Source organism: Paraburkholderia acidisoli, from assembly GCF_009789675.1.
GTDB lineage: Bacteria > Pseudomonadota > Gammaproteobacteria > Burkholderiales > Burkholderiaceae > Paraburkholderia > Paraburkholderia acidisoli.
In genome coordinates this window covers 68,838-88,158 of sequence record NZ_CP046914.1, presented here as the reverse complement: position 1 = coordinate 88,158, position 19,321 = coordinate 68,838, and the positions used below count along the sequence as shown (strand labels likewise).

Annotated in this window: 14 protein-coding genes; 3 read left to right on the top strand and 11 right to left on the bottom strand. The window is 69.4% G+C overall.

The window, feature by feature from the left end; translation table 11 throughout:
• The first annotated feature begins 8 nt into the window (after positions 1-8).
• Both fdxH and FAZ98_RS14670 read left to right on the top strand, forming a co-directional pair.
• Positions 9-932, top strand: coding sequence for a formate dehydrogenase subunit beta (gene fdxH, locus FAZ98_RS14675; protein ID WP_158952061.1), 924 nt, complete (start codon positions 9-11; stop codon positions 930-932).
• The gene (locus FAZ98_RS14670; protein WP_407672091.1) at positions 919-1,596 is read left to right on the top strand and encodes a formate dehydrogenase subunit gamma; all 678 of its coding nucleotides are present in this window, start codon (positions 919-921) and stop codon (positions 1,594-1,596) included. The genes fdxH and FAZ98_RS14670 overlap by 14 nt, the downstream gene beginning before the upstream one ends.
• 30 nt (positions 1,597-1,626) lie before the next feature.
• On the opposite strand, the gene FAZ98_RS14665 is transcribed toward FAZ98_RS14670, so the two are convergent.
• The 5 genes from FAZ98_RS14665 to FAZ98_RS14645 form a co-directional block, all read right to left on the bottom strand.
• Positions 1,627-1,923 carry a putative quinol monooxygenase gene (locus FAZ98_RS14665; RefSeq protein WP_158952060.1) on the bottom strand — a complete coding sequence of 99 codons (297 nt, stop codon included), beginning with the start codon at positions 1,921-1,923 and terminating at the stop codon, positions 1,627-1,629.
• Positions 1,924-2,001: 78 nt separating this feature from the next.
• Entirely contained in the window at positions 2,002-3,819 is a 1,818-nt protein-coding gene (locus FAZ98_RS14660) for an FAD-dependent oxidoreductase (protein ID WP_199272366.1), read from the bottom strand.
• A 51-nt stretch (positions 3,820-3,870) separates the two neighbouring features.
• Entirely contained in the window at positions 3,871-5,334 is a 1,464-nt protein-coding gene (locus FAZ98_RS14655; protein ID WP_158952058.1) for a mechanosensitive ion channel family protein, read from the bottom strand.
• Between the two features lie 24 nt (positions 5,335-5,358).
• On the bottom strand, positions 5,359-6,264 hold the full coding sequence (locus tag FAZ98_RS14650; RefSeq protein WP_158952057.1) for a LysR family transcriptional regulator: 906 nt from the start codon (positions 6,262-6,264) through the stop codon (positions 5,359-5,361).
• 373 nt (positions 6,265-6,637) lie between these two features.
• Positions 6,638-7,492, bottom strand: a complete 855-nt coding sequence (locus tag FAZ98_RS14645) for an enoyl-CoA hydratase/isomerase family protein (RefSeq protein WP_158952056.1) — start codon at positions 7,490-7,492, stop codon at positions 6,638-6,640.
• Positions 7,493-7,799: 307 nt separating this feature from the next.
• Here FAZ98_RS14645 and FAZ98_RS14640 point away from each other — a divergent pair, with 307 nt between their 5' ends.
• Positions 7,800-8,150: a BON domain-containing protein gene (locus FAZ98_RS14640; protein WP_158952055.1), complete on the top strand. Its 351-nt coding sequence runs from the start codon at positions 7,800-7,802 to the stop codon at positions 8,148-8,150.
• Between the two features lie 72 nt (positions 8,151-8,222).
• Here the strand turns inward: FAZ98_RS14640 and FAZ98_RS14635 are convergent, their stop codons facing one another.
• The 6 genes from FAZ98_RS14635 to FAZ98_RS14610 form a co-directional block, all read right to left on the bottom strand.
• Positions 8,223-11,117, bottom strand: a complete 2,895-nt coding sequence (locus tag FAZ98_RS14635; RefSeq protein WP_158952054.1) for an ATP-binding protein — start codon at positions 11,115-11,117, stop codon at positions 8,223-8,225.
• Positions 11,114-14,200, bottom strand: coding sequence for an ATP-binding protein (locus FAZ98_RS14630; protein ID WP_158952053.1), 3,087 nt, complete (start codon positions 14,198-14,200; stop codon positions 11,114-11,116). Before FAZ98_RS14630 ends, FAZ98_RS14635 begins: the two co-directional genes overlap by 4 nt.
• A gap of 109 nt (positions 14,201-14,309) precedes the next feature.
• Entirely contained in the window at positions 14,310-15,344 is a 1,035-nt protein-coding gene (locus tag FAZ98_RS14625) for a LacI family DNA-binding transcriptional regulator (protein ID WP_158952052.1), read from the bottom strand.
• A 25-nt stretch (positions 15,345-15,369) separates the two neighbouring features.
• A complete protein-coding gene (locus tag FAZ98_RS14620; RefSeq protein ID WP_158952051.1) occupies positions 15,370-17,433 on the bottom strand; it encodes an alpha-amylase family protein in 2,064 nt (687 codons plus the stop codon).
• 4 nt (positions 17,434-17,437) lie between these two features.
• A complete protein-coding gene (locus FAZ98_RS14615; protein ID WP_158952050.1) occupies positions 17,438-18,259 on the bottom strand; it encodes a carbohydrate ABC transporter permease in 822 nt (273 codons plus the stop codon).
• Entirely contained in the window at positions 18,256-19,287 is a 1,032-nt protein-coding gene (locus FAZ98_RS14610) for a carbohydrate ABC transporter permease (RefSeq protein WP_199272365.1), read from the bottom strand. Before FAZ98_RS14610 ends, FAZ98_RS14615 begins: the two co-directional genes overlap by 4 nt.
• Positions 19,288-19,321 lie beyond the last annotated feature (34 nt).

Here is a 19,321-nt window from a genome sequence, read left to right as displayed (position 1 = left end):
GTCGCGCCATGTCGATGCAATCGCTGGACATCCGCCGTTTATCCGCGACGACCGTGGCGCCGCCGGGCGACCGGCGGCCCGTCACGGGCACGGTCGCCAAGCTGATCGACGTATCGAAATGCATCGGCTGCAAGGCATGCCAGACCGCGTGCATGGAATGGAACGATCTGCGCGACGAGATCGGCGAGAACGTGGGCGTCTACGACAATCCGCGCGATCTTTCCGAGCATTCGTGGACCGTCATGCGCTTCACGGAATACGTGAATCCCAAGGGCGATCTCGAGTGGCTGATCCGCAAGGACGGCTGCATGCATTGCGACGATCCGGGCTGCCTGAAAGCGTGCCCTTCGCCCGGCGCCATCGTGCAGTACACCAACGGCATCGTGGACTTCCACGAGGAAAACTGCATTGGCTGCGGCTACTGCATCGCGGGCTGCCCGTTCAATATTCCGCGCCTGTCGAAAACGGAGCATCGCGTCTACAAATGCACGCTGTGCTCCGACCGCGTGGCCGTGGGGCAAGAGCCCGCATGCGCGAAAACCTGTCCCACGGGCGCGATCATGTTCGGCACCAAAGAAGACATGAAGCAGCAGGCGGCCGACCGGATCCGCGATCTGAACGACCGCGGTTTCGCGCAGGCAGGCCTCTACGACCCGGCGGCCGTGGGCGGCACGCACGTGATGTACGTGCTGCATCATGCCGATCAACCGTCGCTCTATCACGGCCTGCCCGACAAGCCGCGCATCAACCCGCTGGTCGTGCTGTGGAAAGGCATCGCCAAGCCCATGGGACTGGCCATGCTGCTCCTCACGGCGATCACGGTTTTCTTCCACTACATCCGCATCGGTCCCAACAAGGTGCACGCGTCCGACGAAGCCGCCGCGCGTGCCGAGATCGACGCGCACGAGGAGCCTGCAGATGGACGCGAATGAGCCCGCCGCCCCCACCCCGCGCATGACGCTCATCGAGCGCTACAACGCGAACGAGCGCACCATCCACTGGATCACGGCCATCAGCTTCGTGCTGCTCGCGCTCTCCGGCCTCGCGCTGTTTCATCCCGCCCTGTTCTGGCTTTCCGAACTGTTCGGCGGCGGCCAATGGTTGCGTGTGCTGCATCCGTTCATCGGGCTCGTGATGTTCAGCGCGTTCTCCTGTCTCGCGCTGCGCTACTGGCATCACAACCTGATCGAATGGAACGACATTCGCTGGCTCATGCATATTCTCGACGTGCTCAACAATCGCGAGGAAGGCGTGCCGGAAGTGGCGCGCTACAACGCCGGGCAGAAGATGCTGTTCTGGACGCTCGTGCCGTGCATGCTCGCGCTGCTGCTTTCGGGCATCCTCATCTGGCGGCGCTATTTTTCCGGCTATTTCCCCATCGACATGGTGCGGCTGGGCGCGCTCGTGCACGCGCTCGCGGCCTTCGTGCTGATCCTCTCGATCATGGTGCACATCTACGCCGGCATCTGGATTCAGGGCACGCTGGGCGCCATGCTGCACGGCTATGTCACGCCGGGCTGGGCGCGCAAGCATCATCCGCGCTGGTTTCGCTCGCTGCTGAAAGCGAAAGACGCCGGGCCGCCCGAGCCGCATTAGCCTGGCTAGCCGGTGCGGCCCGGCGCGGTTTCAGGTATTAGCCACGTCGAGCACGACCACCGCCGTGCGTTCACCCAGCTCCGCGATGCGCGAGAGATAGTTCTGGAAATGCGGCGTGGCGCGGTGCGAGGTGATCGCCTCGTTGTCCTTGTACAGCTCGTCGAGGACGAAGCGGCCGGGCTGATCGTAGTCCTGCCAGAGATCGTAACGAAGGTTGCCCGCCTCGGCGCGCGAGGGCGCGACCATGCCGCGCAAGAGCGTTGCGAGTTCGTCGGCGCGGCCCGCTTTCGCCGTGAGGATAGCCACAATCTTGACACTGGAAGTCATCGTCCTGCTCCTTGAAATCGAATACCGGAAAGAGTCGGCCTGCGCGAGGCTTGCCGTGCGTGCGGGTAAAGCGTGATTCTAGTCCGGCGCCGCGGCCGGCGTGGCTTGAGCGGGGCGCGCGTCATGCGCCTCGCGCGCCCGTTGCTGCCGCTCGTTCAGCACGCCGTGAATCTGCGCGACCACGGCCGCGCCCTCGCCCACCGCCGCCGAGACGCGTTTGATCGAACCGAAGCGCACGTCGCCGATCGCGAACACGCCGTTCACGCTGGTTTCGAGCGTCTGGTGCGCGTCGCCCTGGCTTTCGCCCGCGCCGCGCGCCGCGGCGCCGGTGAGCACGAAGCCCTTGTCGTCGGTGGTCACGCCGCAGCCTTGCAGCCAGCGCGCGTTGGGTTCGGCGCCCGTGAACATGAAGAGATGCTTCACGCGAAACGCGAGCGGGCCGCGCGGTCCCACGCAGTCGATTTCCGCGAGTCCCGCGGCCTCGTCCTTCAAGGCGATCACTTCCGTGGCCGCATAGAGCGTGACATTGGCGAGCCGCGCGATGCGATCGACGAGGTATTGCGACATGTGCGCCTCGAGGTTCGCGCCGCGCACGATCAGGTGCACGTGCTTCGCGTGCGAGGCGAGATAGACCACGCCCTGGCCCGCCGAATTGCCGCCGCCCACCACGGCCACTTCCAGCCCCTTGCAGAGCTTGGCCTCAACTGGCGAGCTGCCGAAGAACACGCCGCGCCCGGTCAGCGAATCGAGTCCGGCGATGGCCGGCCGCACGTAGGTCGCGCCCGACGCCACCACCACGGTATGCGAGGCCACGCGCCGGCCGTCTTCCAGCTCGATCGCGAGCGGCGTCTGTTCGCAGCGCAGGCGCCGCACCCGCGAGGGAATCGAAATGTGCACGCCAAACTTCTGCGCCTGCATGAACGCGCGCGACGTCAACGCCTGGCCCGAAATACCGGCCGGAAACCCCAGATAATTTTCGATACGCGCGCTCGTGCCGGCCTGGCCGCCCGGTCCCCAGCCGTCGAACAGCGCCACCGAAAGCCCTTCGGACGCGGCATAGACCGCCGCCGCGAGACCCGCCGGTCCCGCGCCCACGATCGCCACGTCGTAGACATGCGCCGGATCGAAATCGGGCAGCCAGCCGAGACACTTCGCGAGCTGATTGCCGTCGGGCGCGCGCAGCACGGTGCCGTCCGGGCAGATCACCACGGGGCAATCGAGCGCCGTCGCGGACACGCGCTGCAGGAGCGCCAGCGTATCGGCATCCTTGAGCACGTCGATCAGCGAATACGGGTACGAATTGCGCCGCAGCAGTTCCTGCAACGCGATCAGACGCGCATCGGTCGACTCGCCGATCAGCACCGGCCCGCTGCCGCGCTCGATCAAGCCCGCGCGGCGCAACAGCAGCGCGCGCATGACTTTCTCGCCGAGTTCGGCTTCCATCACCAGCAGGCTGCGCAGGTCTTCCGTGCCCACCACGATGGCCGTGGTGTCCTCGACCGCGACGCCGTCGCCGAGACTCGGATGCCCGAACAGCTGCGCGATCTCGCCCATGAATTGGCCGGGGCGATATTCGAACACGCGATGCACGCGGCCCACCGCATCGCGCCGCACGACGTGGGCCAGGCCGCTCAGCACGACGATCAGGCCGGGGCTTTGCCGCCCCATCGTGAAGATGGCGTCTCCCGCGCGCCAGCGCACGATGCTGCCGAACGCGCGCGCCTTGTCGACTTCCACGTCGAGCAGCACGGGAAACATCTGCTGCTGCCGGCTGAAGAGCGGCGAAAACGCGCCTTCGGCATCAAGGGTATTGATCGGCAGAACGCCCGCCTCGCCCGTTGCCGGACCGGCGGCCGAATACGGCGGATTGCTCCAGGGATTGCGTGCCTCGTCCATCTGTTCTCTCCCGCGTGGCGTGCGCATGAAAGGGGGTGACCGGAACGCCGCTCAGAGCGCGAGGTCGTGCAGCTTTCTGACCTGATCGAGCAGCCAGTGAAAGAACGACGGGTCCGACGGCGGTAACGCCGCGGCGCGTTCGTTCGCGTCGATGGCGTGCTCGCGGCGCGCGAGCAACTGGCACATCGAATGCGCGGCGTCGGGATTGCGCTTGAGCACCGTGGACAGATCGTCCTTGCCGAGCTGATACACGACCGCGCGCGTGAGCGTGGTGAACGCGAGGCGCGCGGGCAGACCGGCGAGCAATTCCATTTCGCCGACGGCGTCGCCGGGGCCCAGCCGCCGCACTTCGGACGGGCGGCCGTCCTCGCTCGCGGCGGCCGAGAGCACACCGCTCTCGACGATGCTCAACGCGAGCGGCACTGCGCCCGAAGCCAGCACGACCTCGCCGCTCGCGTACGCCTTGCGCGCGAGTTGGGCGGCCAGCCGTTCGAGTTCCTCCGGCGCGAGCGCGGCGAACAGGTCGAGGCCGCGCAACAGCCGCACGCGCGCGGCCGCGGGCGCGTCGGCCTTGTCGGCCGCATAGGGTTCGCCGAGCGGCCGCAGCGCGACGCCTGCCGCCGCGAGGTTGCGGTAGCACAGGTCGTAAAGCTCGTTGGAGGCCGCGAGCTTCTTGCCCATGTCGTCCACATAGAGCGTCGCCTCGTACTGGAACGACTGCGGTCCCGTGCTCTTGATGTGCGCGAACGGCGCGGGATCGGCGAGCGCCGCGCGCACGCCCTTGAGCGCGCTGGCGAGCGCGTCGAGCACCACGGCGGGCCGCGCCTCGGGCGTGACGTCGAGCGTGACGCTCAGGCCGTGCAGCGTGGGCGGGCGGCTGCTGTTGCTGATCTTCGCCTTGGCGGCCACGGCGTTGGGCACGATCATCACGTTGCCCTCCGAAGTGAGCAGATGCGTCGCGCGCCAGTTCATCTCCAGCACCTTGCCTTCCACGCCGTCGATCGCCACCCAGTTGCCCACCTCGTACGGCTCCGTGGTGTTGATGACGATACCCGCGAACACGTCGCTCAGCGTGCTCTGGATCGCGAGCCCGAGCACGACCGCGAGCGCGCCCGAGGTGGCCACGAGTCCGCGTATCGGCAGTTCGAGCACGAAGCCGAGCGCCGCGACGATGGCGGCCAGAAACGTCACCGCGCCGAACACGTCTTCGAACAGCCGCTGGCGCCGCCACGTCTTCGGCAGAAACAGCGTGTCGAGCACCACGGTCAACAGCCGCGCGCCCGTGAGCCACCAGATGATCTCGAGCATCTGCCCGAGCACGCGCTGCTCGCGCGAAGCGCCGTAGGCGGCGTGCGAAAACGGGCTCAGCCCCGACGAGAACAGCAGCGCGCTCAACGCGGCATACACGGCGAGCCGCGCCACCAGGCGCGCGACCTCGTTGCGCGGCCATGCGCAGCGCCAGATCGCGATGTCGATGGCGATCAACACGAAGCCGGCAAAGAGCGGATCGTTCACGCAAGCTCCCGTCAGCGTCGCGTATCAATTGAGAGACACCAGCGCCTGCCTCAGGCGCGGCTGCATGAAATCCAGAAAGCACTGAATGCGCAACGACAGGCGCGAGTTGCGATAGAACACCGCGTACACCGGTTGCGTGGGATCGGCGAGCGACTCGGACATCACGTTCACGAGCCGCCCGGCGGCCACGTCGCGCGCGGTCGCGAAGCTCGCGAGACAGGCGATGCCGTGGCCCGCCAGCGCGAGCTGCCGAATGGTCTCGGCGCTGGACGCGCTCAGTGCGGGGCGAAACTGGAACGCGGCGCCCGCCTCGCCCTGCAACGGCCAGAGGTTCAGGCTCGCCGGCTCGCTGAAGCCGATCAGCGCGTGCGCGGCGAGGTCCGCGACCTCGGCGGGCTCGCCGCAACGCGCGAGATAGGCGGGGCTCGCCACCATCTGCAGACGGTCGGTGCCGAGCAGGCGCGCGCGTAAGGTGGAATCGGTTTGCGCGCCCATGCGAATGGCGATGTCGGTGTTTTCGGCGAGCAGGTTGATATCGCTTTCGCTCGTGTTGAGCTGCAATTCGATGGCGGGATAGAGGCCGCGGAATTCGTCGAGATGCGGCACGATCGCGTGCAGCATGAACGCCGTGGTCGCGTTCACGCGCAGACGCCCGGCCGGTGCCTGGCGGCGCGACGTCAGGCGTTCTTCGAGATCCTCGATGCGCAGCAGAATGTCCTTCGCCTGATCGAACAGCAGCGCGCCTTCCTCGGTCAGATGCATGCGCCGCGTGGTGCGATTGAGCAGCGTGACGCCCACCTTCTCCTCGAGCCTGGACAGCGAGCGGCTCACCGCCGACGCCGCGAGGCCGAGACTCTGCGACGCCGCGGTGATCGAACCCGATGCAACGACGCAGACAAAGATCGAGAAGTCTTCGGAGGTGGCTTTCATGGGCTGGCGTAGTCGCGTGCGCGCGAGGACAGTCGCAAGCCGGGCAATGCATCCCGGCACCCGACATCAGCAGCTTAGCCAGCTTCCCCGCGCGATTCCACGCTACCGTGGCATAGAGAATTGCCGCATCGGCATAGGCGCCCTATACGTTGGTATAGCGCGCGCATGTAGCGCATGTAACGCGTGATCGGCGGGCGCCATGCGCGCCGCGTGCGGCGCAGGCGCGAAGGCGCCGCTCGCAGCGGCTGCGGGACGGGAGTCGGGCGCAATGGCGATACGACCGCGGGGCGCGGTGCCCGGCGGTCACGAGGAACGCTGTGATCACGCGACCGTTGCGCATGGAACCGCAAACGGACAGACGAAGCGGCCCGCGTCACGAGCCGTTGGAGATGGCCTTGTGCGGCGCATAAGCGGGACGAGCGCCGAATGCGTCGTGATGGCGCGGACGCGGGTTGGCGTGAAGGTCGGCGTGAAGGCCGGCATGAGAATCGGCGTGCGGGTCGGCGGACGAACCGGCTTCGAGCCGCGCGGCGCACGTGTCGTCGATGTCGTTGAGCAGTTGCTTGACCGCGGGATACGAGGCCGCCGAATACGCGAGCAACTCGCGCACCATGTCGTCGGTGGCCGCTTCGAGATCGCTGTCGGTCACGAATTCGGTGGCGATGCCCCAGTCGTACGCGAGCGGACCCGGAATCTGCCGCGAACGCATCACGATGTCGCGCGCGCGGCCGATACCCACCATTTTTTGCAGCCGCGCCGCGCCGTCCGAGCCCGGCACCTGGCCCGGCCGCTCGGGCCGCTGTTCGGCGAGCGCGTACAGCGTCGCCTCGGTGGCGATGCGAAAATCGCAGGCCAGCGCGAGTTCGAGTCCCACGCCGAAGCAATAGCCGCGCGTGGCCGCGATCACCGGCTTGCTGCAACGCGCGGGCGACGCCACGCTCCACGCCTGCTTCGCGAGTTGCTCGCGCGAGGCATGCCGGAAGTGCTCCAGTTCGCGGCCGCCGCAAAAATGCTCGTGCGCCGAACGCACGACGATGACGCGCACGGCGGGGTCGTCGTCGAGCGCTTCGAACACGAGCCGCAACTGTTCGCATTGCCGCAACGTGATGCGGTTGAGCGGCGCGCGGTCGAGCACGATGTCGGCGCGCGCGCCGCGTTCCGCGTGATCCACGCGGAAGCCGTCCAGGTCGGCGAACCGGTCCTGAACCGGGTGAACGATCTTGATCATGGCTGTCCCTTGCCTGTCGCGTTCGAGGCGATCAGACGATGCCGGTGCGCACGGCGTCCTCTCACGCGAAGCCCGCGCACCACGAAGAATTCAGTATGCCGCGCACGCCGCCGCACCGGTAGTTAAGCGCGGTTAAATGCGGTAAGCCGCGCCGCGCGCGTGCGCCGGATTCTCCGCATTTCCCAAAAAATACGATGGGATCGCGAAAGACCGCGCGCCGCCGCGTCTCTACGATGACTTGCCTGGCGACTAGCGGGATAGTCTCGCGTCGAGCCCGGACTTCTCATCGATCACAAGGAGCGCTGCAATGTCTTTAAGCAAATACCTCAGCACGTTCGCGTTGGCGCTTGCCGCACTCTCCCTCGCCGGCACCGCCTTCGCCCAGGACGATGCCGCCGCGGCACCGGCCGCGCCGCTCACCAAAAAGCAGATTCGCACGCAGAATCATCAACTGGAGTCGAAGGTTCGCCACACGCTGAACCGCACGAAGGAACTCGATGCCTCGGGCATCACCATCGTCGCGCGCAACGGCAAGATCACGCTCGACGGCACCGCCGAGGACGACACCCAGATCCAGCTCGCAGCCACGACGGCGGCCACGGTGCCGGGCGTGACGGGCGTCAGCAATTACGTGCGCATGCGCGAACCGGGCCACTGAAGCCGGCGGGCGAGCCGCGCGCCGCCACGGTTCGCCCCGCGCACGCGTGCTGCAGGCATCGAGCCTCCTGCTTCAGGCGCGGGCGTCGAGCAGGCAATCGAGCAAGACCCGCGCCGCCCTGAGATCGGCGGTATCGAAACCTTCCGTGAACCGCGCATAGACGGGCCGCAGCTGCACCCGGCTCTCACGGCACAGACCGAGCGTGCGCGCGAGCCCCGCCAGTCCCGTCGCCGCGCGTAACTCCAGACTCAGCGCACCCTGCGCGCGCGCCAGTTCGATCGCATCGAGATACGCGCGCCACGCCGGGCCGCGCACCGCGCGCGGGCCTTGCGCTTCGAGTATCGCGGCCTTGATGCGCAGCAGTTCCGGCTCGATCCAGCGCTCCCCGTGCGCCGCCGACCACGCCAGCGCTTCGTCGATGACCCGGCGCGCCGGGTCCGCGCGCCCGAACGACAGCAAACCGCGCGCGTACATCCCCAGATACATGGAATAGCGCATGCCGACGTTCTCGCGGCGGAGTTGCGCGAGCGCCTCGGCGAGCAGCGCGAGGCCGCGCGCGTCGCGGCGCTCGACCAGCAACGCGCCGTGCAGGCAACGCGCCATGCCGTCGTACACATGCAGCCCGTGCTTCGCGAGATGCGTCTGCAAGGTCGCGAGCGCGCTTTCGGCCCGCGGCAGGTCGCCCGTGTAGAGCGCGAGCGGCACCGCCGCCAGCACGAGCGCATAGCCGAGCGTGAGCGTATTGCCCAGCGACTGCGCCTGCTCCGTGGCCTCCTGCGCCGTGCGCAGCGCCTGCTCGGGAAAGCCTTGCAGCCACAGCACGTTGCTCAGGATCGTGCGCGCCGCGCCCCGCCACTCCACGTGAAAGCGCCCGAGCGGACGCGTGTGGCGAGCCGCCGGGCGATGCGCGAGCACGCGTTCGAGATGCCGCCGCGCGGCGGCCTGGCGGCCCGCGCGATGCCAGGCGAACGCGGTGAGCCGGTCGCCGTCGGAGATCGCGGCGGCGTTGCCGGTGGCCGCGGCGAGCGTCCGGTAGCGGTCCAGCAGCGCGTCGGCGGCCGGATGCTTGCCTGCGTAGACGAGCGCGCAGCACGCGGCGAACAGCGCGCGCAACTGGAAAGTCTCGTCGCCGAGCCGCTCGGAGATCGCGAGCGCCGTGGCCGACGCCGCTTCGACCTCGGGCACCATGCCGCGCGTATACATGGTCGAGGCGGCCAGCGCGCCATGCAGCTTCATCGCCCGGACGTCGTCCACCGCCGCGCCGCGCGCGACCTGCGCCAGCGCGGTTGCCACGCGGCCGCGGCATTCGTCCAGCGAGGACACGTGCAGCAAGGCCGGTATCGCCGATACCGTGAGCGCCACGCCCATGGCCGCGTCGCCGCGCGCCGAGAACGCCCAGTCGAGCGCGGCGCGGGCGTCGTCGATGGCGCGCACGCGCGCTTCGAACCAATGCGTGTCGGTGGCTTCGGCCCACTGCGCCTCGTCGCTCGCGAACCGCTCGAGACAGTACGCGGCGTGGCGGCGCGCGAGCGCGTCGAGTTCGCCCGCCTCCGCCAGCTTGCGGCGCGCATAGGCGCGCGTCGTGTCGAGCAAACGGTAGTGCATGCTCTCGCCGCGCAGGTCCGCCGTGACGATCGACTTCGCCACGAGGCTCGCCAGCGCGTCGACGACGGGCGCGGCGCCGAGCGCTTCGTCCGTGACCACGGCCACGGCCGCGTCGAGCGCGAAGGCGCCCGCGAACACGCCGAGGCGGCGCAGCACGGTGCGCTCCACCTCGGGCAGCAGTTGATGGCTCCAGTCGAGCATCGCCAGCAGCGTGCGATGCCGCTCCGGTCCGCCGAAGCCGCCGGCGCCGCCCGCGTCCAGCACGCGAAAGCGGTCTTCGAGCCGGCGCAGCAGCCCGCGCGCGCCGAACCCGTCGACGCGCCGCGCCGCGAGTTCGATGGCGAGCGCGATGCCGTCGAGGCGGCGGCAGATTTCGGCGACCACGGGCGCGTCGGCGTCGCTCAACACGTAGTCGCCGCGTTGCTCCGCCGCGCGCGCGGCGAACAGCGCGATCGCCGGCCACTGCAACGCGGCGCGCGCGCTCAACCCGGCCGATTGCGCCGGATGGCCCAGCGGATCGAGCCGGTACACGTGTTCGCCGACCGCGCGCAGCGGCTCGCGGCTGGTGGCGAGCACGAGCATTCGCGGCGCGACGGCGACAATGCGCTCGGCCATCTCCGCTGCCGCGTCGACCACGTGTTCGCAATTGTCGAGCACGATCAGTTGCGGCCGCACGCGCATGCGCAAATCGTTCTCCAGCGCCGTCGCGATGTCTTGCGAATGCACGGCGAGGCCCAGCGCCGTGGCGACCGCGTGCGGCACCAGCGCGGCGTCGCCGAGCGTGGAGAGGTCGACGAACCAGACGTCGTGGCACGCGGCATCGGCAATCGACTGGGCGAGCGCCAGTGCAAGCCGGGTCTTGCCGATGCCGCCCGGACCCGTGATCGTCATGAGCCGCGTTTGCGGCAGCTTGTCGAGCAAGCTGCCGATGTCGCCCGCGCGGCCGATGGGCGGCGCGAGTCGCGCGGGCAGGTTGTGCGCCACGGCCGCGCGCTCGACCGGCACCGCCTCGCTCGCCCGCAGCGCGCGGGTGCGCACGGGCGCGACGAAGCGGTAGCCGCGCCCGACGACCGTGTCCAGATACGCTTGCCGCGCGGGCGCGGCGCCGAGCGCCTTGCGCAACGCGGCGATCTGCACCTTGATGTTGCTTTCGTCCACCACCGTGCCCGGCCAGCCGCGCGCCAGCAGTTCCTGGCGCGTGAGCAGTTCGCCCGGGCGTTCGACCAGCGCGGTGAGGATCACGAGCGCGCGATTGCCGAGCCGCACGCGCGTGTCGCCGTCGAGCAGCAATTGGCGCGCGGGCATCAGCCGGAAGCGGCCGAACTCGAACACCACGCCGTTGTCGTCGGAAGCTGCGATCATGCGCGCCGTCCTGACGATCGGGAGCCGCGCCCGGCGCGCGTGCCAGGAAGCTCGAGCAGCGCGCGCGCCGCGCGGAGGTCGGCCGTATCGAACCCTTCCGTGAACGCGGCGTAGAGTGCGCGCAAACGCGCGCGCGGGGCGTCGTCGGCATCGGCTAGGCCCGCGCCATCGGCCACCCCGGCCACCGCGCCCGCCGTGCTCGCCGTGCCCGGCCGCGCTTCGTCGCACGCTGCGAGCGGTGCTTCGAGCCGCGCGAGACTCGTCGCGGCGCGCAGTTCGAACCCGCGCGCCCCGAGCCGGTGCGCCTGCGCGATCGCCTGCTCGAACAGCGCGCGGGCCGCGGCGCGCGCGGCGGGATCGTCGGCGCTGGCGAGAATTTCGCCCTTGGTGCGCAGCAGCTCCGGCACGTACCACGCTTCGTCGTGCGCGTGCGCCCGCGCGAGGGCGAGATGGATGGCCGCCAGCGCCTCCGCTTTGCGGCCGGCGCGCAGCAGCCCGCGCGCGTAGAGGCCCGCGTACATCGCGTAGCGCAAGCCGATGTGATCGCGGTCGAGTTGCGCGATGGCGTCGGCGAGCATCGGCAGCGCGGCGGGATCGTTCTGCTCCACGCGCACGGCGCCTTCGAGGCAGCGTGCCGTCGCGTCGAAGATCACGAGGCCGTGGCGCGCCACGTTGTCCTGCAACGCCACCACCGCCGCGTGCGCCGCCGCGATATCGCCCGTGAACAGCGCCACCGGAATCGTGGCGAAGACCTGCACGTAGCCGAGCGTCAACGCATGGCCGCTCGCCTGCGCGTCGGCGTCGGCCTGGCGCGCGGTGCGCACCGCGCGTTCGGGCAAGCCCTGCAGCCACAACAGACTGGCGAGCAACGCGCGCGACCCGTTGCGCGCATCGACGTGATGGTGCGAGAGCTGCGTGCGCTGGCGCGGCGCGACCTGCCGCGCCAGCACGCGCTCCAGGTTGCGGCGCGCGGGCGTCAGCCTGCCCAGGTGGTGCCAGGCGAACGCGGTCACGCGCCGGTTGTCCGACAGCGCCACGGCATTGCCCGACGCCTGCGCGATCGCGCGGAACTTCGTCAGTTGCTGGTCGGCGGCGCGGTATTTGCCCGCATACACGAGACAGCACGAGGCGGCGAACAGGGCGCGCAGCTGATACTCCTTGTCGTCGATACGTTCCGCCACCTGCAGCGCGGTGCCCCAGGCGGCTTCGATCTGCGCGACCATGCCGCGCGTGTAGAGCCCGGAAGCGGCGAACGCCGTGTGCAGCTTCACGCGCTGCACGTCGAGCGCGGGCGCCCCCGCTTCGATCGCCTGCAACGCGTGTTCGACGCGGCCGCGGCATTCGTCGAGCGACGACAACCGCTCCCATGCCGGAATGGCCGAGACCGTGAGCGCGATGGCGAGCCCGAGATCGCCGCGCGGCGAGAACGCCCAGTTCAGCGCGGCGCGCACGTCGTCGAGCGCGCAAACCGGTTCGTCGGGGCCGTGCCCGCCGGACGACGCGTGCCAGTCGTCCTCGAGCCGCGCGTTGAGCGCTTCGCAATGGCATGCGTGACGGCGCGCCACCGTATCCAGTTCGCCCGCGTCGTCGAGCTTGCGGCGCGCGTATTCGCGCGTCGTGTCGAGCAGCCGGTAGCGCAACGGCCCGCCCGCCGCGTTCGCCGACACCATCGACCTCGCCACGAGACCCGCGAGCGCGTCGATCACACCGGCGTGCGTGAGCGTGCCGTCGCACACGATCGCGAGCGCCGAGGCCAGCGTGAACGCACCCGGAAAAATGCCGAGGCGGCGCAGCACGACGCGCTCGATCCCGGGCAGCATCTGATGGCTCCAGTCGAGCGTCGCGAGCAGTGTCTTCTGGCGCTCCGGCGCGGTGCGCCGCCCTTGCCCGAGCGTGGCGAAACGGTCGTCGAGCAAATCGTGCAACTCGCGCACGCCGAACGCGTTCATGCGCGTCGCGGCCAGTTCGATCGCGAGCGCGACGCCGTCGAGGCGCCGGCAGATTCGCGCGACCACGGGCGCGTCGTCGTCCTGAAACACGAAGTCGCTGCGCGCCGCCGAGGCACGTTCGACGAACAGTTCGACGGCCGGATAGCGCAGCGCCTCGTTCACCGTGAGGCACGCCGTGTCTTCGGGCGCGTCGAGCGGATCGAGCCGGTAGATGTGCTCGCCCGCCGCCTGCAGGGGCTCGCGGCTCGTGGCCAGCACGCGCATGCGCGGCGAGGCGGCGGTCAGCTGCGCGGCGATCTCCGCGGCCGCCTGGATGACCTGTTCGCAGCTGTCGAGCACGACCAGTTGAGGACGGCTGCACAGACGGCAGTGATTCGTGAGCGCCTTGAGAATGGCGTCCGAATGCACCGCGAGACCAATGGCGTTGGCCACCGCATGCGCCACGAACCGCCCCTCGGAAAGCCGCGACAGATCCACGAACCAGACGTCGTGCTCGCCGCGCCCGGCGATTGCCTGGGCGAGCGCCAGCGCGACCGTGGTCTTGCCGATGCCGCCCGGTCCCGCGACCGTCAGCAGACGCGCGCGCGCGAGCCGCTCGTGCAACTCGCGGAGCGTGGCCGCGCGCCCGATCGGCCGCACCAGCGCGGCGGGCAGATTGTGCGTGGCGCGCTCCGGCGCGGAGCCGCGCGGGGCCGCGTCCGCCAGCAGCTCGCGCTCGACGGGCGCCACGAACTGGTAGCCGCGGCCCACCACCGTCGCCACGAAGCGCTGCTCCTGCGGTCCCTCGCCCAGCGCCTTGCGCAGCGCCGCCATATGCACCTTGAGATTGCTTTCCTCGACCACGGTGCGCGGCCATGCGCGCGCCAGCAACTCCTGCTTGGTCAGCAGTTCGCCGCGCCGCTCCACGAGCGCCGTCAGCAGATTGAGCGCGCGCCCGCCCACCGGCACGCGCGCTCCGCCTTCGAGCAGGATCTGCTGCGACGGGATCAGCCGGAACGCGCCGAACAGGTAGGCCACGCCCGGCGCCGGGGCGGCCGGGCGCGCGACGCCGCAGGCTGCCCTACCCGCCGCCACGGTCGAGTCGGTCGAGTCGGCCGCCACGCTCACTGCGCGTGGTTCGGACAAAATCTGCATGATGGCAAGCCCGGCGCGGTCCGGCAGCGGCCGCGAGCGTTGCGAGTCACGTGTAATGCCAGGTCGAGCATGCTTCACCTCACTTGTCTTCGGATATCGCAGCGCGGCGTCACACCGGCCGCGTCGAGCCGCGCAGGATCACTTCGCAGCGCAGGTTCGTGGAGCTGAACGGCATGCTCCGCTCGCTGCGCAGCCGCCGTTCGAGTACGTCGGCGATGCTTTGCGCCACGCCGTTGATCGGCTGCGCCACCACCGTGATGCCCGGCTCGTAGAGCCCGAACAACGCCGCGTCGTCGAACGAAATCAGCGACACGTCCTCGGGCATGCGCACGCGCGCGTCCTTGAAACAGCGCAGCGCGCCCAGCGCCATCACGTAGTTCGCCGAAAAAACCGCCGTGGGCGGCTGCGGCAGCGACATCAGCCTGCGCGTGGCGTCGTTGCCGCCGAGGATGGTCCAATGCCCCGACTCCACATAGCGCGGATCTACGGCAATACCGCGTTCCTCGAGTGCGTCGCAATACCCGAGATAACGGCCGTGCGCCGCACTGTCCTCCAGATCGCCCGAGACCAGGCCCACGCGCCGGTGCCCGATGTCGAGCAGATGCCGCACCGCGTGCATGGACGCCTCGCGGTTGTTCACGAACACGCGGTCGGCCTTCAGCCCGGCGATGTCGTTGTCGTACAGCACGAGCGGCACGCCCGCGTCGATCAGCTGGTCGACGCGATCGAACAGATGGTCCTCGCCCGACATCACGAGCGCGTCGATCCGCTGCGTCGAAAAATAGTCCATGCCGTCCTCCATCAGCCGCGTATCGCCGCCGTGGCAGTAAATCAGCAGCGCGCGCCCGTCGCGCCGCAGCGCCCGCGAGAGATGTTCGAGCATGGCGCCGTGAAACTCGTCGAACGACGGCGCGAGCAGGCCCACCACGTGCGTCACGTCGGTCTTCATGGCGACCGCCGTGGCGTTGCGCCGGAACCGCAGCGCCTGGATCGCCTCCTCGATCTGCTCGCGATTCGCGCGCCGGATCGGAAACCCGTTCAGGTAGCGCGACACCGTGCCGATCGCCACGTTCGCCCGTTTGGCGACATCGACTATCGTCGCCGAACGCGGCTTGTCCCCTTCGTTTTGCGTGTCGTCGTTCATATACGGCTCAGTCTGGCGAAGAAAATCATTCGGCCTCGAACGCCACCGCCGCGTGAATGCGCAGGCGCGGCACCGTGACCTGCACCGCGCCGTCCGCGGCGAGCGTCCAGTCGAGCGACTCGCCCGTGAGCGCGTCGTAGGCGCGCACCGGCGGCCGCGGCAGGCGCACGCGCGCGCTCACCGGCCCGATCGCGGGAATGTCCTCGATCATCTCCATCGCGCGCGTGCGGCCGTCCAGCGGCATCGCCTGGCCGCGCAATTGCGGCGCGCCATACAGCAGATGCAGGACGTGGCGCTTCCGGTGCGGCTGATGCGTGAGCGCGAGGCGGCCCGACGTGGGCAGGTCGGTGCGCACGGCCGCGTTGGGCATCAACCGTTCGATCAGCGCGTCGACGATGTCGCGATAGATCGGCTGGCCGACCGCGCGATAGAGCCGGAACACCGGATACGCGATATAGCCCGTGCCCGCGTGCATCGCCACGGCGGCGCCGAGCGACGCCGCCTCGGCATCGTGCGGCGCATGCGCGTGCGAGCTGAAGTGGCGCCAGTTGCGATTGAAGTACGGCGGGCGGATCTCGCCGAACACTTGCGCGCCGTTCGGTGCGGCGTGGGCGAGCGGCTGCACGCACAGCGCGTCGTCGTAGAACACGACCGGGCTCGCGGGCACGCGCGCGTCGAAGCCGCCCGGCATCGTCACGTAGCTCGGCAAAAAGCCCGTGGTCGGCGCCGTCACGCGCAAGCCGAAGTCGAGCGCGAAGCCGTGCTCGCCCTCGCGCGCCGAGCGCCACGACGCCAGCACGGCCCCGCCGCTCGCGAGGTACTCGCGCAAGCGCTGCGCGAGCGCGGCGTCGAGCGCGATCTCGTCGGGCAGCACGACGAGCCGGTAGTCCTCGAAACGCGCGTTCGGGTCGATCACGTCGAACGGGCGATGCAGTTCCAGCAGCATCTGCACCGCGCCGTCGTCGCTCGGATGATTGCGGCCCGCGCCGGGTTGCAGGTGCTCCGCCGAGAGAATCGCGATCTCGGAAACCTGCTGCGCGCCGTCGAGAAACGGCTCCAGCCGCGCGATGCGCGCATACGCGGGCGCGATCCGCTCGTAGGTCGGATGATCGAGCGCGCCGTCGGGATGCAGCGCGTCGCCCACGAGGCAACGCGCGCCGAGCGCCGCCATCTGCGCGCATTCGTAGTCGAGCGCGTCGGGATGCTTGAAGCCGCCGAACTCGCCCCAGCCCGCGTGAAACTTGCCCGTGTGCGCGAGATACTCGAGCCCGAGCGTGGCCGCGTAGCGCGCGCTCGCGGGCAGATGGTTGTAGCCCCAGCCGCCGGTGGGCAGGCTCTCGAGTTCGAGATGCGTGTAGTCCTTGTAGCGCGCGCGTCCGCTGCGCGCGATGTGCCCCGCGTTGTAGAACACGCGCAGCCCGGCGAATTCGGCGAACAGCGCCGCGCTCGTTTCCTCGCGAAATTGCGCGAGCACGGCTTCGTCGTTGATGCGGCGGTCGCGTTCGCTCTCGGGATTCAGACCGCTCGCCAGCATGCGTTCGATGCAGGCCGGGCACACGCAGTCGTTGGCGATCACGATGTCAAAGAACAAACCGGGCGTGTCGTACGCCGAGGCCACTTCGCGCGCCTGTTCGAGAATGCGCTGGCGCAGCGGCGCGTGATTCAGACACAGCGCGTGCCACGCGGGACTCAGTTGCTGGCCGCTCGACGAATCGGTGGCCAGCCCGTGGCTGAACGCGTTCGTCGCGCTGAGCGCGCGCCATTCGGGGTGCTCGCGCGCGGTCTCTTCGTCCCATTGCACCGTGAGATAGACCGGCGCCTCGATGTCGGCGGCCTTCAGCGCCGCGATCATCTCGCCCATGAGGTCGGGCCGCGCGAGGTGCGGATGCACGCGCCCGACCTTGGTCGGGTAGTAAGACCAGCCGTGATGGCACTTCGCGAACACGGTGATCGAGTCGACATGCGCCCGCTTGAGCGTGGCGGCGAAATCCGCCGCGTCGAAGCGCGCGCCCACACCGGGGATCTGCCCGGAGGTATGGAAGTCGAGGTGAATGTGCCGGTAACGCAGCGGCTTCGCGGTGCGCGTCATGGCGTCATTCCTTGATACCGCTGCGATTCAGCGCGCCGCCCGCGAACTCGCGCTGAAACACGATGAACACCACGAGCGGCACGATGGCCGTGACGATCGCCGCCGCCGCGCGCAGGTTCCAGACGGCGTCGAAGGTGCCCGCGAGGCGCGCGAACACGACCGGCAGCGGCACCTGGGTTCGCAGATACAGCAGCGGCAGCAGCAGCGCGTTCCAGCTCCACAGGAATTGCAGAATGCCCACGGCGCTCATGGGCGCGAGCATGTTGGGCAGCACGATATGGCGGAACACGGCGAGCGGCCCGCAGCCGTCGATCCGCGCGGCGTCGATCAATTCGCGCGGGAACGCCGCGAGATAGTTGCGCGCCACCACGATCGACCACGCGAACGACAGACCCACGTAGGGAATCAGCACCGCCAGCGCGTGGTCGATCAGCCCGAGTTCGCGCCAGAGCCGGAACAAGGGAATGACGATCACCTGCTGCGGCAGCACGAACGAACTGACCACCAGCACCATGATCGTGCGGCGCAGCGGAAAGCGCAGAAAATGCAGCGCGTACGCGGCGGCGGGCGTGAGCAGCATCGTCGCGAGCGTGGCGAGGCCCGCGAGTTTTAGCGTGGTCCAGAACGCGTCCGCGAGCGGATAGTGCGTCCACACGGTGCGCCACGCGTCGAGCGTCAGCGTGAACGGTTGCGTGGTCCACCAGCCGAGCGCCGCTTCGCTCAGCGGCCGCAGCGACGTCACCACGATTCCGACAACCGGCACGATCCACACGAGCGCCACGGCGCTCACGAATACGGTGGCCCAGGTCGAGGTCGCGCGCGTCATTTCGCCTCCGCGCCGCGCCGGGCCACGAGCGGTATCGAGACCATTAGCACCGCCGCGAGCAGCACGAGCGTGGCGGCCGCGCCGTAGCCGAGCTTGAATTGCGTCATCGACTCGCGGTACATGAAGAAGCCCAGCGTTTCGGTCGAGCGCACCGGGCCGCCGTTCGTCATCACGAAGATGGTGTCGAAGGCGCGCAGGCTGGACAGCAGATTGATGAAGACGGCCACGCGCACACCCGGCCACGACAAGGGCGCGACGATGCGGCGCACGAGCGCGAGGCCGCTCGCGCCGTCCATGTACGCGGCTTCGATGATCGATGCGGGAATCGCCTGGGTGGCCGCGAAGCACAGCATCAGCGGCAGGCCCACCTGCGCCCACGTATAGGCCACGACGAGCGCGCCGAGCGCCGCGGCGGGATCGCCGAGCCACGCGTGCGTGAACTGGCCGAGGCCCACGGCCGTGAGCGCCGCGTTCAGCAGACCGCCTGCGTCGGGCCGGAAAATGCCGAGCCAGATGAAGCCCGTGACGGTTTCGGCAATGCCGTACGCGGAGAAGATCAGCACGCGCGGCACCAGCGTGGCGCGCGGCGCGAGCGAACACGCGAGCGCCAGGACCCAGCCGATACCCACCGACAACACCGTGGTCGAAACTGTCCAGACCAGCGTGGTCCACAGCGCCTGGCGGAAGTTGGCGTCATGGAAGAGCGCGACGTAGTTGCCGAAGCCCACGTAGCGCGGCGCGCTCAGGCCGCGCACGTCGAAGAAGCTCAGGCGAATGGTGTCGAGCAGCGGATACGCGACGGCCACGCCGAACAGGATCAGCATGGGCGCCATCAACAGCCAGGCGGCGCGCGTTTCGCCATGGCGCTTCGCGCCCGCCTGAACGCGCCCGGACACTCGATCGGACGCGAGATCGGACGCCAGCGCGGCCGCGACATCGCTCAAGCGCGCCGACGACTCGACCACGCGCGCCAGCGCACCGCCCGCTTGCGACGCCAGCGGCGCGGCGCGATTTTCGAACTCGTTCATTGCGGCCATCGTTCCCATGGGTAATGCACGCATG

Excerpts from the sequence above, each read along its gene's own strand:
- fdxH (WP_158952061.1), top strand. The coding sequence starts at position 9 with ATGTCGATGCAATCGCTGGACATCCGCCGTTTATCCGCGACGACCGTG.
- FAZ98_RS14670 (WP_407672091.1), top strand. The coding sequence starts at position 919 with ATGGACGCGAATGAGCCCGCCGCCCCCACCCCGCGCATGACGCTCATC.
- FAZ98_RS14665 (WP_158952060.1), bottom strand. The coding sequence starts at position 1,923 with ATGACTTCCAGTGTCAAGATTGTGGCTATCCTCACGGCGAAAGCGGGC.
- FAZ98_RS14660 (WP_199272366.1), bottom strand. The coding sequence starts at position 3,819 with ATGGACGAGGCACGCAATCCCTGGAGCAATCCGCCGTATTCGGCCGCC.
- FAZ98_RS14650 (WP_158952057.1), bottom strand. The coding sequence starts at position 6,264 with ATGAAAGCCACCTCCGAAGACTTCTCGATCTTTGTCTGCGTCGTTGCA.
- FAZ98_RS14645 (WP_158952056.1), bottom strand. The coding sequence starts at position 7,492 with ATGATCAAGATCGTTCACCCGGTTCAGGACCGGTTCGCCGACCTGGAC.
- FAZ98_RS14640 (WP_158952055.1), top strand. The coding sequence starts at position 7,800 with ATGTCTTTAAGCAAATACCTCAGCACGTTCGCGTTGGCGCTTGCCGCA.
- FAZ98_RS14635 (WP_158952054.1), bottom strand. The coding sequence starts at position 11,117 with ATGATCGCAGCTTCCGACGACAACGGCGTGGTGTTCGAGTTCGGCCGC.
- FAZ98_RS14630 (WP_158952053.1), bottom strand. The coding sequence starts at position 14,200 with ATGCAGATTTTGTCCGAACCACGCGCAGTGAGCGTGGCGGCCGACTCG.
- FAZ98_RS14625 (WP_158952052.1), bottom strand. The coding sequence starts at position 15,344 with ATGAACGACGACACGCAAAACGAAGGGGACAAGCCGCGTTCGGCGACG.
- FAZ98_RS14620 (WP_158952051.1), bottom strand. The coding sequence starts at position 17,433 with ATGACGCGCACCGCGAAGCCGCTGCGTTACCGGCACATTCACCTCGAC.
- FAZ98_RS14615 (WP_158952050.1), bottom strand. The coding sequence starts at position 18,259 with ATGACGCGCGCGACCTCGACCTGGGCCACCGTATTCGTGAGCGCCGTG.
- FAZ98_RS14610 (WP_199272365.1), bottom strand. The coding sequence starts at position 19,287 with ATGAACGAGTTCGAAAATCGCGCCGCGCCGCTGGCGTCGCAAGCGGGC.